Source organism: Hymenobacter koreensis, assembly GCF_039541855.1.
GTDB lineage: Bacteria > Bacteroidota > Bacteroidia > Cytophagales > Hymenobacteraceae > Solirubrum > Solirubrum koreensis.
This window is the reverse complement of record NZ_BAABHA010000002.1, coordinates 234,234-247,873: the sequence shown is the minus strand read 5'-3', so window position 1 is coordinate 247,873 and position 13,640 is coordinate 234,234. Positions and strand designations below refer to the sequence as shown.

8 protein-coding genes are annotated in these 13,640 nt (G+C 59.6%); 5 read left to right on the top strand and 3 right to left on the bottom strand.

Features of this window, described 5'->3' with window-relative positions; all coding sequences use genetic code 11:
• Positions 1–26 precede the first annotated feature (26 nt).
• Entirely contained in the window at positions 27–1,487 is a 1,461-nt protein-coding gene (locus ABD903_RS03955) for a hypothetical protein (RefSeq protein ID WP_345221598.1), read from the top strand.
• Here ABD903_RS03955 and mltG read toward each other — a convergent pair.
• Positions 1,484–2,551, bottom strand: a complete 1,068-nt coding sequence (gene mltG / locus ABD903_RS03950) for an endolytic transglycosylase MltG (protein WP_345221596.1) — start codon at positions 2,549–2,551, stop codon at positions 1,484–1,486. The two genes, ABD903_RS03955 and mltG, sit on opposite strands and share 4 nt — an antisense overlap.
• A gap of 33 nt (positions 2,552–2,584) precedes the next feature.
• The gene (locus ABD903_RS03945) at positions 2,585–4,063 is read right to left on the bottom strand and encodes a helix-turn-helix domain-containing protein (protein ID WP_345221595.1); all 1,479 of its coding nucleotides are present in this window, start codon (positions 4,061–4,063) and stop codon (positions 2,585–2,587) included.
• A gap of 250 nt (positions 4,064–4,313) precedes the next feature.
• Between ABD903_RS03945 and aceB the strand changes: the two genes are divergently transcribed.
• Positions 4,314–5,942: a malate synthase A gene (gene aceB, locus ABD903_RS03940; RefSeq protein WP_345221593.1), complete on the top strand. Its 1,629-nt coding sequence runs from the start codon at positions 4,314–4,316 to the stop codon at positions 5,940–5,942.
• 187 nt (positions 5,943–6,129) lie between these two features.
• Positions 6,130–7,419 carry an isocitrate lyase gene (gene aceA, locus ABD903_RS03935; RefSeq protein WP_345221591.1) on the top strand — a complete coding sequence of 430 codons (1,290 nt, stop codon included), beginning with the start codon at positions 6,130–6,132 and terminating at the stop codon, positions 7,417–7,419.
• Positions 7,420–7,537: 118 nt separating this feature from the next.
• On the opposite strand, the gene ABD903_RS03930 is transcribed toward aceA, so the two are convergent.
• Positions 7,538–8,734, bottom strand: coding sequence for a ribonuclease D (locus tag ABD903_RS03930; RefSeq protein ID WP_345221590.1), 1,197 nt, complete (start codon positions 8,732–8,734; stop codon positions 7,538–7,540).
• Between the two features lie 326 nt (positions 8,735–9,060).
• Between ABD903_RS03930 and ABD903_RS03925 the strand changes: the two genes are divergently transcribed.
• Positions 9,061–12,105, top strand: a complete 3,045-nt coding sequence (locus ABD903_RS03925; protein WP_345221588.1) for a SusC/RagA family TonB-linked outer membrane protein — start codon at positions 9,061–9,063, stop codon at positions 12,103–12,105.
• A gap of 36 nt (positions 12,106–12,141) precedes the next feature.
• On the top strand, positions 12,142–13,539 hold the full coding sequence (locus ABD903_RS03920) for a RagB/SusD family nutrient uptake outer membrane protein (RefSeq protein WP_345221586.1): 1,398 nt from the start codon (positions 12,142–12,144) through the stop codon (positions 13,537–13,539).
• Positions 13,540–13,640 lie beyond the last annotated feature (101 nt).

The window sequence follows — 13,640 nt, the reverse complement described above, 5'->3', positions numbered from 1 at the left end:
ACACTTCGCATTCTGCTCCCCCACACGTGCTGCGCTGGCTGCTGCCGGCCTTGGCTGCCGTGGCCGCGCTACGCCTGTGGCGTTTGCCCGAAGCCCCGCTGCCCGATTTCGACTCGGTGCGGAACTGGCAGATTGTGCAGGAAGTGGCGGGCTTCGACCTCACGCACCTTTTCCATCACGGCAGTCCAGGTTTTTACTTGCTCTACGCGCCCGTAGCCTGGCTCAGCACCGATTACCGCCTGTACCTCGTGCTGAACGCGCTGCTGGCCGTAGCCGCGCTCGGCCTTTTTGCGCACTGGATTGCCCGTGCTGCCCGCCTGCCCGGCCCCGAAACCGCGCTTCTGACGCTACTGGCCGGTTCCTCGGTGTTTCTCACCTTCTCCGGCCGCGACTTTACCATGAGTTCCATGAGCCTGCTGGCCCTGGCTGGGCTTATGCGGGCGCACTGGCAGCGGCTGCAGCAACCGTCGCGGGCCACGTTGCTGCGTACGGCCGTGTGGCTGGCGTTCGGACTCAGCATCAATTACAAGTTCTTGCTCACGGTGCCCATTCTGGCGGTACTGGAGTGGCAACAGTCCGACGGTTTGTTGTGGCGCAACGGACATTGGTGGCGCGTGCTGCTGTTTCTGGCCACCCCGTTTGTAGTGCTGGGCGTATTGGCGTGGGCGGTTTCGGGGGTGCCGGTGTACCGATGGCCGGCGGTGTACTTCGTTATTATGTTTCCCGCTGCCGCCAACGCCGCCGGCCGGCAGGGGACCATGCAGGTCGATTTTACTTACTACCTGCGTTTTCTCACCGATTTCGAGTCGCCGCTATTGCTACCGGGACTGGCCGCCGCGCTGGTATGGTTTAGCAGCGGAGTTCGGCAGCGGCCAGTCCCGGTAGCCACGTACCTGCTAGTGTGGGCCGCGTGTACACTGGCGGGTATGTCGTTGCTGATTAAGGCGCCGCGCGGTTTGTTATTTGCCTACGTGCCGCTGTATGCGCTGGTCGTGCTGCTGCTGCAACGCTGGTTTCGGGCGGTGGGCATAGCAGTGCTGTTGGCGGCAATAGGCTATAACGTATGGCAGGTGCAGCGTCAGATTTACGCGTATCTGCCTTCCAATTATCCGCAAGTGGCCGATTGGCTCCACCAGCACCAGGTAAGGCGAGTAGTTACCGCTGCCGGCATCAGCATTACCCCATCTGCGCGGATACAAGGCATTGCGGTTGCTCCCGCAAACACGCTAACTCAACTAACTGCACTGCGCCGGCAAGGCTACCGCTTCGTGTTGCTCGACGATTATTACCGCGTGGCCGGCATAACCGCTTTCGATTCGCTCCGTAACCTGCCCGCCGTTGCAACCTGGCCTGAAAAGCCGCTGATTTCGCCTCTGCTGTACCTGGAGCATTCCGAGTTTACGGGGCTTGGCTACCAGGCCACGCTGGAACGGCAGCAGCAAGCCGCGCAGGATTCGGTGCAGCTCCGGTTGATTGAGCTGCCCTAGCGTTTAATGCTGAGACTATCCAAACGACGCTGATATCGGCGGGCATTGCGCTTATGCTCGGCATAGGTTACCGCGAAGTCGGAGTAGCCGCTGCCGTCGGGACGGGCACAGAAGAATATGTAGTCGTGGGTGGCAGGCTTCAGCACGGCATCCAGGCTCTGGCGGTTGGCTGAGGTAATGGGACCGGGCGGTAGGCCTTTGTGCTTGTACGTGTTGTAGGGCGAGTCCACCAGCTTATCCTTGTTCAGCACGCGCTTCACGCCAAAGTTGCCAATGGCCCAGAGCAGGGTAGGGTCGGCTTGCAGACGCATGCCGCGGCGCAGGCGGTTCAGGTACACGCCGGCAATAACGGGCTTGTCTTCCGGCTTGGCCGTTTCGCGCTGCACAATACTGGCCAGCACGTGCACCTCGGCCGGCGACAACTTAAGCGAATCGGCCCGGCGCAGGCGTTCAGCATCCCAGAAACGGCGGTGATGTGCTGCCAGGCTATCTACAAACTGGGGTGCCGAGGTATTCCAGAGCAGGCGGTACCGGCCCGGAATAAAGAGGGTTAGAACGGTGGTGGTATCTACATTGTACTGCTGCTGCAGCCAGGTTTGGCGGTTGAGCAAGCGTCGTAGCGCCGTGGAATCGGCTTCCAACTGCTTGCCCATCTGCTGGGCTAGCTGTGGCTTGTACTTGAATGCATCGAGCACGAACTCCACAGTGTCTTGCTCCCCGCGCATCAAACGGTCGAGCAGCGCCTCGTTACCCAAGCCAAAATCCAAGCGGTAGCGGCCGGGCAGCACCCGAGCGGGATAGTTACGCCGCTCCGCCAGCCAGCGGAATGTAGCCGGCTCCTCGAGCAGTTCGTGCCGCTGTAGTGAGTCGAGTACATTCTGGAACGAGCCGCCGGTGCGGATGTATAAGTATGCCGGTCCGTAGGGCGAAGTCACCACGTTTGGTCGCCAAAGCACCCGCCACGCTGCGTACAGGCCGGCGGCGCCTAACAGCACCAGCAAAAACAGCAGCGTGAAGCCCACGCGGCGCCAGGTGGAGGAAGAGGATCTTGTTTTAGCAGTCAAAAGCGAAGTATTCGGGGTGAAAAACGAGCAGCGCTACTTGCTCTGTACCAACGCAGCCACGGCCTCGGCCAATTCCCGGCGCTGCTGCTGGCGCGCAATAATTACGGGCGGCGCAGCGCGCACTTCACAGTCGGGAATAGAGCACCGCTCGCAGGTTTCGTTTACCCAGCGCGTGGGAATGGCCTCGTCGTCGAGAAACGCGACTTTCTGCCGCAGGTTGTCATCGGCGGGCAAGCCCACGGTTACGCTGGTGGCGTGGCCCGAGGCATCGACGCGGGCAATGGTCAGGCAGAGGTATTCGTCGGTGGTACCCCAGTAGCGGGAGCGTTGCGCGGCCACGCGCAGGCCGGGGCTGGCGGCCTGTTTGGCCTGCTCCATCAGCCACAAGCTCACCCAGCGGCGGCAGTAATGCTCCTGCAGCTCGTTGCCGTGGGGATTGTGCAGGCGCGAAAGATGCAGCTCCTTGGTCAATTGGTAGCGCGTGTCACCGGCGGCTTGGTCGAAACGCAGGAAGAACAGGCTGCCGATGCCGAAGTGCCGGGCCAGCAGGTTAGTTACGCGTTGCAGCAGCATTTCGGGCGAGGCCTCGTAGCGCGTGAGCAAGCCCAGCAACAAAGCCGCATTCCAGCGCGGAGCCGAGAAGAACGCCTGCAAATCGGCCACCATTGCGCTTTCCTCCATAAGCAGCGCCACCGCGAAATACGACGCCCGAAAGTGGTTCAACACCTGCTCGAACGAGCCCGGCGTGGCCGACGGCACGTTGGTATACGGCCGGTCTTTCAGCGCCAGGTAATTAAAAGCTACCTCGCGGCCGAGCACGAAGGCCTCCTGAATGCGCGTAAGGCGCGGGCTGAGCAACAAGCGGCGCGGACCCGGCTGCATCACCGAACGCAGACTCTGCAGCTCGGGCCGCGTGGCCAGCGTTTCGCGGTCGATGGTGTAGCCGTATTCCGTGGTAAGCAGGGTTTCCAGCTGGTGCAGGTCGAAAGGCGGATCGGTACGCAGGCGGAACCGGGCCACGCAGCTGCGCACGGCGTCTTCGAGGTCGTCGAAGTAGTTCTCGTGCATCTCCTGGTAGGAGCGGAGGGCGGCCAGGTAAAAATGCTCCTGCCGCACCTCGTAGTTGCGCGCCAGCTCCCAGAGCGTACTCACAAAGGCCATAACCCGCGTGGGCGCGTCCGATATGAGTTCCACCAGCCGGCTGGGGTCGAGGCCGAACATGTCCAGTGGAAACTCGCGCAGCACTTCCGACTGCAGCAGCTCCGATACCGCCGCCAACCGTTTGCCCAGATTCAGCGACACCAACTCGTCGTAGCTCACGCTCAGAGCACGGGAAAAGGCCAGAATCTTATCGGCCTTCGGGTACTTCTTGCCCTTCTCTATCTCATTCAGGTACGACACCGAAACTTCCACGGCCTGCGCTAACGCGGCTGGCGTAAAGCCGCGTTCCTGCCGCAGCTGCCGCAGTTTCAGGCCAAAAATCAGGCGTACCACCTGGGCTTGGGTAATCATAGAAGCAGATCAAAACGCGGCCAAGACAAGCTATTGACACTGGCTCACGGGTATGGATTTATCAGATGAAATGGTGCCCTGGACGGGAAGGTCTTTCGTGGCTGATATGCAAATAAACGAAAGCTATAGTTGCGCAGAGAATAAAGTCTTTTTGGTGAAAAAGTAATTATTAGCGAATATTCGCTTGACTTAAATTATTCGCTTGCGTATGTTTGGTCAGAAATTCGCCTTTCTACCTGACCCAAACACCATGGAAACCCTCGATCAACCCATCGTAAGCAGCAAAGTAGAGTTCCTGTGCCCCGAGCGCGTGAAAGTGTCGGGCGACTTTTGCGGCCCCTACGCCGAAATCCTGACGCCATCGGCCTTGGCTTTCGTAGCAGCCCTGCATCGACGCTTCGAAAGCAAGCGGCGCGAATTGTTGCAGCGCCGGGTACAGCGCCGCACAGAAATTGCCTCCGGTAAACTCCCCGATTTTCTGCCCGAAACTCAGTCGCTCCGTGAAAGTGACTGGCAAGTAGCCCCGCTGCCCGAAGACCTGATCGACCGCCGCGTAGAAATTACCGGCCCCACCGAGCGGAAAATGATTATCAACGCGCTGAATTCGGGCGCCAAGGTGTTCATGGCCGACTGCGAAGATTCCTCGGCCCCCACCTGGGACAACGTGATGCAGGGCCAGATAAACCTTCGCGACGCCGTGCGCCGCACCATTTCCCTCGAAACGCCCGCCAAAACCTACCAGCTTAACCCTACCACGGCTACGCTGATGGTGCGCCCCCGCGGCTGGCACCTGGAGGAAAAACACGTGCTCGTCGACGGTGAGCCGGTGAGCGGCGCGCTGCTCGACTTTGGTCTGTATTTCTTCCACAATGCCCACGAGCTGCTGGCCCGCGGCTCCGGCCCGTATTTCTACCTGCCCAAGCTGGAAAGCCACCTCGAAGCGCGCCTCTGGAACGAGGTGTTCGAGTTTGCCCAGTGGGAGCTGAAAATTGCTAAGGGCACTATCAAAGCCACGGTGCTCATCGAAACGCTGCCGGCCGCCTTCGAAACCCACGAAATTCTGTGGGAACTGCGCCAGCACTCCGCCGGCCTGAACTGCGGCCGCTGGGACTACATCTTCTCCTACATCAAAACCCTGGGCGCGAACCCGCGCTACCGCCTGCCCGACCGTAGCCAGGTAACCATGACGGTGCCCAACATGGCCGCTTACGTACGCTTGGTTATCGATACCTGCCACCGCCGCGGCGTGCACGCCATGGGTGGCATGGCGGCCCAAATCCCGATTAAGGATAATCCCGCCGAAAACGCCGTAGCCCTCGACAAGGTGCACCTGGACAAGCTCCGCGAAGCCCGCCTCGGCCACGACGGCACCTGGGTGGCGCACCCCGCGCTGGTGCCCATTGCGCTGGAAGTGTTCAACGACCTGATGCCCGAAGCCAATCAAATTAACAAGCCTCGCTCCGGCGCACCATTGCCTACCGCCGCCGAGCTGCTGCAGGCTCCGCACGGCACCATTACCGAAGCCGGTCTTCGCCAAAACCTTGATGTGGCCGTGCGCTACCTCGGCGCCTGGATCAGCGGCAACGGCTGCGTGCCGCTCTACAACCTGATGGAAGACGCCGCCACCGCCGAAATTTCCCGGGTGCAGGTGTGGCAGTGGCTGCACACCCCCGGAACCGTGCTGACCGATGGCCGCCCTGTGACTAACGAGTTGTACCGCGAACTGCTGAAAGAAGTGGTAGACCGCCTACGGCAGGAAGTGGGCGAAGAAACCTATATAACCTATTACCGCCCCGCCGTGCAACTCTTCGACCGGCTCGTAACCGCCGACGACTGCGCCGATTTCCTAACCCTGCCCGCCTACGAGCTGCTGCCGTAGCGCCGCACAGGCTGCCGTGGTAACGCACCATAAAGCCGCAGTGCCGGCATCGTTGCTGAAGCTGCCTCACAGGCCCGCAGCCACTTAAACCCGAACCAAATTACCCCGGCGCTGAAGCTCAAAAAGGCCTCAGCCAGCCACCGCTTTGCCTTTTCTTCTCTTTCTCATAACCCAAAATACCACTGCCATGAACCGCTCCGAACGCATTGCCGCCATTTCCCTGGACTGGTCGACCAACCCCCGCTGGAAAGGCATTGAACGCCCGTACACCGCCGAAGACGTGGTAAAGCTGCAGGGCTCTGTCCGTATCGAATACTCGCTGGCCCGCCAGGGTGCCGAGCGGCTCTGGGAGCAGTTGCACACTCAGGAATACGTAGCGGGCTTGGGCGCCCTCACCGGGAACCAGGCTGTACAGGAGGTTCAGGCTGGACTGAATGCCATTTACCTCAGCGGCTGGCAGGTAGCTGCCGATGCCAACGGTGCCGGCCACATGTACCCCGATCAAAGCCTGTACCCCGTCGATAGCGTGCCGGCCGTGGTACGCCGCATCAACAACGCCCTGCTGCGCGCCGACCAGATTCAGCACTTATCCGGTGAAGGCGACGTGCACTGGCTGGTACCCATTGTGGCCGATGCCGAAGCCGGTTTTGGCGGCAACCTGAACGCGTTCGAGCTGATGAAAATGATGATCGAAGCCGGCGCCGCGGGCGTGCACTTCGAGGATCAGTTGTCGTCGGCGAAAAAATGCGGGCATCTGGGTGGCAAAGTGCTGGTGCCCACGCAGGAAGCCGTGCAGAAGCTGGTTTCGGCCCGCCTGGCAGCCGATGTTATGGGCGTACCCACGCTCATCGTAGCCCGCACCGATGCCGACGCCGCCGATTTGCTCACCGCCGACGTGGACCCGCGCGACAAACCCTTCGTGCTGCAGGAAGCCGAACGTACGCCCGAAGGGTTTTACCGCGTGCGCAACGGCGTGGAAGCCTGCATTGCCCGCGGCCTGGCCTACGCGCCCTACGCCGACCTGATTTGGATGGAAACCTCGCACCCCGATCTGGAGCAAGCCCGTCAGTTCGCCGAAGCCATTCATGCCAAGTTTCCCGGCAAGCTGCTGGCTTACAATTGCTCGCCCTCGTTTAACTGGGCCTCGAAGCTGAGCGTGGAGCAAATGGAGACGTTCCGCGAGGAGCTGGCCGCGCTGGGCTACAAGTTCCAGTTTATCACGCTAGCCGGTTTCCACGCCCTGAACACCAGTATGTTCGAGCTGGCCCTGGCTTACCGCGACCGGGGCATGGCTGGTTATTCGCAGTTGCAGCAGCGCGAGTTTGCCCTCCAGAAAGACGGCTTCAAGGCCGTGAAGCACCAGTCGTTCGTGGGTACGGGCTACTTCGATGCGGTGCAGAACGTGGTGTCAGCCGGGCAGTCCAGCACGGCAGCTTTGGTGGGTTCTACCGAAGAAGAGCAGTTTCACGGGCATTAATTGAACCAAGTGCGGGCCGTGCAGAGTTGGCGCAAAAAGCTCCGTTCGCTCGCATAAACAGCACAACGCCCGACCATATGGCCGGGCGTTGTTGCGTTACAAGCAGTCTAATGGCATTTTACCGCCGACTAGTAGCCATATCGAGCGGACGGGCCAACTCTTCGAAGTCAAGCCCATGTCGTTGGCTGGTTTCGCGCAACAATTGCTGCTGCCAGGGGCGTAGCGCTTCGGATGCGCCTTGCTCCACGATTTCCGCAATCAGGCGGTTCGACAGCACCAAGTTGGCCACATAGCCGTTGTAATCATCGGCTAGGCGGGCTTTCAGGGTCATGAGCTGCTGCTCGCGCTGATCGGCCCGGGCGGCAGCGGCGCCGGTAAGGCGACGGCGCGACGGGTAGCGCCGTTCCGGATACTGCGCGGGCGGGTCGGGCAGGGGCTGGTACTCGCCCGGCGACATGGAGGTCAGCCGTTCAATGTAGGGCGTGCGCTTGAGGTCGGGGTGCAAGCCACGGGCGTTTTTCCAAGCTGCCAGGCCTTTGGGTGTTTCGCGTACCAACTCAGAAAGCCGGTCGTTAGCAAATACCATGTAGGGCGGCCGATCGATAACGCGAGCCACTTCTTCGCGGAGCAGGTACAAGTCACGGAACAGCGGCATTTCGTCGTGGCTGATGCGGTAGCGGCCCGCAATTTTCATCCACGGCCGGTCGTCGCGCTGGTAGCGCACATCTTCTAAAGCGGCGCTTTCCTCGGCCGACCACTGGCTGCGGCCCAACGACTCCAGCCGGGCGGTCAGGCGTTCAGCCAGTTCGAAAAGGTAGATAACGTCGTTAGCGGCGTATTCCAGCTGGGCCTCGGTGAGAGGGCGCTTGAGCCAGTTTGATTTTTGCTCGCCTTTGTCCAGCTCCAGCCCCAACTCCTGTTGCACCAAGCGCCCGAGGGAAATGTTGTTGTCGGCTTCGCCCAGCAACTGATACTGCACGCTGGTGTCGGTGATGTTGCGTACGTGCACGCCGTACACTTCGTCGAGCAGCAAAATATCGGAGCGGCAGCTGTGAAAGATTTTCTCCACAGCCGGATCTTCGAACACGTCCCAGAGCGGGCGCAAATCCTGCACGGGGTTGGGCAGGGGCAGGGGGTCAACGAGGTACACCTGTTGGCCGTCGAACACCTGCACGAGGGCTAAGTTGCGGCCGTAACGGTGGCGCATGTCGTCGAACTCCAGGTCGACGGCGATACGCGGGGCACTACGCAGGGTGGCCACGGCAGCCGAAAGGGCTTCGGGCGTGGTCAGGTAATGGATATTAGCCAAGGGCATTCGAGCAAGGGTAGAATGGATGGCAGAGGCTGCCAAGTGGGTAAAGGTAGAAACGGAGTGGAGGCAATCAAAAAGGGACCGAAATGAGCAAGGCAGGGAAATAAAATTCTGAACGGGACTAACTTGTTATCAGGGCTTTTTCTGGTGCGACAGATGGTAGGCTTGCCTACGTATGTTGGCTTAGTTGTAAACTAGGGCTTTGGTACGGGTGTCGTACGTTGTAGCGCAGGCCTTGCGAGTGGTCAATTACAATGTTTCACACTCTTTTTTCACCCTTAATTAGCCGCGAGGCTACCGTTATGAAACACAGACTTTTACTTTCATTAGTGCTTTACCTCCTGCTGGGGGCAGCCGCTTGGGCACAGACGCGTACCGTGAGTGGCCGGGTAACCGCCGCTGCCGACGGAACGGGTTTGCCCGGCGTAACCGTACTCGAGCAAGGAACCACCAACGGTACGGCCACCGACGCCAGCGGTAACTTCAGCCTGACGGTACAGCCCTCAGCAACGTTGGTTATCAGTTCCATTGGCTATAGCACGCAGAACGTGCCCGTAGGCGACCAAACCACCCTGACTATAAAGCTGGCGCCCGGCAACGTGGAACTGAGCGAAACCGTGATTGTGGGCTACGGCACGCAAGCCAAACGTGAGCTAACCGGAGCCATTACCCAAGTGGGCAGCCGCGAGGTAGAAAACGTGCCCACGGTAAGCTTTGAGCAGGCCATTCAGGGCCGCACGCCGGGTGTACAAATCAACCAGGGCTCGGGTAAGCTGGGGGCGGGCGTGCAGATTCGGGTGCGGGGTGCCTCTTCGGTAACGGCCTCCAACCAGCCGCTATACGTCATCGACGGCATCGTTGTCACGTCGCAGGACGTGGGCGCATCGGCCGATGAAGCCATCAACCCGCTGGCCGACCTCAACCCGAACGACATCGAGAGCATTTCTATCCTGAAGGACGCGGCCGCATCGGCCATTTACGGTGCCCGCGCCTCTAACGGGGTTATCCTCGTGACCACCAAGAAGGGCCGTCAGGGGCAGACCCGCGTAAACGTGGGGGCTTACTGGGGCACCAGCCGCGCTACCCGCATCCGGAAGTTTTTGAACGCAGCCCAGTACCGCGAACTGTTTGGCGAAGCCGTGCAAAACTCGCTGAACGACCCCAACAGCACGCTGCTGGCCGATTACGGCGACTTTTTCGACGCCACTTCTACCCCGGCCGATGTATACGAGTTCTTCTCGGGCAGCGACTTCAACGCCAACAACGATACGCCCTGGAATGAGTTGGCCTTCCGCAAGGGCCGCGTAACGCAATACGATGCCAACGTGGCCGGAGGCGACGCCAAAACGCGTTTTTACCTCAGCGGCAACTATAACGACCAGGAAGGCATTATCATCGGTAACCGGTATCGTCGCGGCTCCTTACGCACGAACTTCGACCACTCCATCACGGATAAGGTGAAAGTAGGACTGAACCTGTCGCTTATCCGATCGGTAAACGACCGTGTGCCCGATGACAACGCCTTCACTAATCCTATACAGCTGAACGCGTTGCCGCCCATTCAGAGCCCGTTTAACAGCACCGACCCCACGGGCTTTAACCGCAATCTGCTGTATGAAAACGCTTTGGTGGGTATTGCTCGAAACACCAACCGCTCCGGTACTTACCGCTCGTTCAGCAACGGCTGGATTTCGGTGGAGCCCATTAAGGGCCTGGTACTGCGCTCTGAGTTCGGCGCCGACTTCCTGAACCTGCGCGAAGAGCTCTACTACAGCCGCTTCACCAACGATGCCGCCGGGCAGGGCTACGGCTACAGCAACCAGGTACAAGCCATTAATTACACCACTAACCAAACAGCTACCTGGTTCAAAACCTTCGGCGAAGACCACACCGTGGAAGCATTGGGTGGCTTCTCGTTTCAGCGCTACGACAGCGAGCGGACCGCAGCGGAAGGCCGCGGCTTTCCCAGCGACCAGTTCCGCAAAATTGCCTCGGCGGGCAGCTTTACCGCCGGTACGTCCAGCACGGGCACGGGCTATTCCTTCGTGTCGTTGTTTAGCCGCCTGAACTACGTCTTCCGCAGCAAATACCTGGTATCGGCCAGCATCCGCCGCGACGGGTCGTCCCGCTTCGGTCGTGACACCCAGTACGGCTACTTTCCCGCTGGTTCGCTTGGCTGGGTCATTACGGAAGAAAGCTTCTTGCAGAACAACAGTGTCATTTCCCTGCTGAAGCTGCGCGGTTCCTATGGCCTGACCGGCAACGCCGAAATCGACAACTTCGCCGCTCGTACGCTTTACACCGGCAGCCAGTACCAAACTGCCCCCGGGATTATCCCCAACACACAACTAGGCAACAACATTTTGACTTGGGAAAACACGGCCCAAGCCAACTTGGGACTGGAGTTTGGTTTCCTCAACGACCGTATTAGCGGCGAGGTAGACGTGTACAACAAGAAAACGACCGATCTACTGCTCAATCAGCAGTTGCCTTTCACAGGCGGGTATCAGTTGGTGCCGCGTAACCTTGGCTCGCTCACCAACAAGGGCGTTGAGGTGTCATTGAACACGCGTAACATCGACGGGGAGTTTAAGTGGCTGACCAACTTCAACATTTCCTTTAACCGCAACGAAGTAACCGACCTGGACGGACAAGAGCTGATTTCGGGGGCCCGCAATTTGGGTCGGGTGCGCGAAGGTGAACCCATTGGGGTATTTTGGGGCCGTGAGTACGCCGGCGTTGACCCCAACAACGGCGACGCTCTGTACTACCTGAATACGTTTAACGCCGACGGGAGCCGGAACCGCGGTACCACCAACCGCCCCAGCCAGGCCACTATGGTGAAGCTAGGCAACCCCAACCCCGACTTTACGGGCGGTTTTACCAACACCTTTTCCTACAAAGGCCTGGAGTTGAGCTTGCTGACCCAATTCACCTACGGCAACGAGATTTACAACATTGCCGGCTTGTACCAGTCGGTAAACGGGGATTATTTCGACAACCAAACGGTTGATCAATTGAACCGCTGGCAGAAGCCCGGTGACGAAACCAACGTGCCCCAAGCCCGCTTCCTGGAAGGCAACGGCGCCAGTGCTTCGTCGCGGTGGGTTCAGGACGGCTCCTTCCTGCGCTTCAAAAACTTGACCCTGGCCTACAATCTGCCCAAAACCTTGACCAGCAAGGCTGCTTTGCAGAACGTGCGCATCTACATCACCGGTCAGAACCTGCTCACCCTGACCGAGTACGAAGGCTACGACCCGGAAGTAAACACCTCGGGCTTGAACGCCGCCGCGACGAACTACCTGCTCGGCCACGATTTTTACACGCCGCCACTGGCTAAAACCTGGCTGCTTGGGGTAAACCTTGGCTTTTAGGCCCGCTCGTTCCATCCCCACTGAAGCAAACGAATCATGAAATACATAGTATCCCGTGCCGCTACGGCGGCACTGCTAAGCTTGGGCCTGCTCACCATATCCTGCGACAAGAAGCTGGACATCGAGCCCGAGCAGTCCATTGATGCCACCACGGCCCTAAGCGACCAACCCGGCATTCAAACTGCTGTAACCGGCGCTTATTCGCGTTTGTACACGCCGGGCCTCTACGGTACCAACCTCATTCTGCTGCCCGACTTGCTGGCCTCAACCGGCTACCTGGCCTGGCAGGGAACGTTTCAGTCGTACCGCGAAATGACCCAGGCGCAGATTACCACGGTTAACGCCGATGCGCTGCGCACCTGGCGCGAGGCATACCGCTCCATCAACATTGCCAACCTGGTACTGGAAGCTTTGCCCCGCGTAACCTTCACCCAAACCGCGCTGCGCGACCAGTATGAGGGGGAGATGCTGCTGATGCGTGGCCTAATGCACTTTGAGTTGGTACGCCTGTACGGTCAACCCAGCATTACCAGTAACCTGGGTGTCCCTGTGGTTACCAAGGCCAATAGCACGGTAGCCGATGCCTCGCAAAAGCTGCCCCGCGCCACGGTACGCGAAGTTTATGACCAAATTCTGAGCGACATGAACGCAGCCGCCACCAAGCTGCCGGAAGAAGCCGAAACCGGCCGTTTCGATCAGTACGACGCCAAAGCCCTTTTAGCCCGCGTGCACTTGCAATTGGGCGAGTACGCCCGCGCCCGCGACCTTGCCAACGAGGTTATCAACGGCAGCGGCGCCACCTTGAACCCTTCGGTGCTGGATGCCTTTACCGGTGGTGGCAGCGCGGAGGTGCTGTTTGAAGTGCTGCAGAACGAGCAAAACAACGCCGGTACCGCCAACGACGGCCTGGCCACGTTTTATTCGGGCAAATCGGTGGGCTTTCAGGGCCGCGCCGATGTGGCCGTTTCGGCCGCTTTTGCGGGCCAGTACGGGGCCAACGATAAGCGCGGGGAACAGCCCGTTATTGGCGAAGGGTTGATTTACTTAGGCGACGCCGTGCGCGCCAACGTGCGTCGCTCCTTTAAATGGAACGACCCCGCTCAGGATATTCCCGTAATTCGACTGGCCGAAATGTACCTGATTCGGGCCGAGGGCAACGCCCGCTTAGGTACGAGCGTCGGGGCTGCGCCGCTCAGCGACATTAACGAGTTGCGCTTACGGGCCGATGCCACCCCACTAGGTTCCGTAACCCTGAACGAAGTGCTCCAGGAGCGTGATTTAGAGCTGGCTTTTGAGGGATTCCGCATCCATGATTACCGCCGGACCAGCCGCACCATTAATAACGTGCCGGCTACCGATCAAACCCGCGTGCTGCCAATTCCGCAATACGAAATCAACCTGAACAACGCCCTGCCGCAAAATCCGGGTTATTAATTCAAGTTCTGTCGTGACAACAAAAAAACCGCTCCAGGTAACTGGAGCGGTTTTTTGTTAACGGGCTAAACCAAGTCACCGGGCCCTAAGCATTTGCTGTG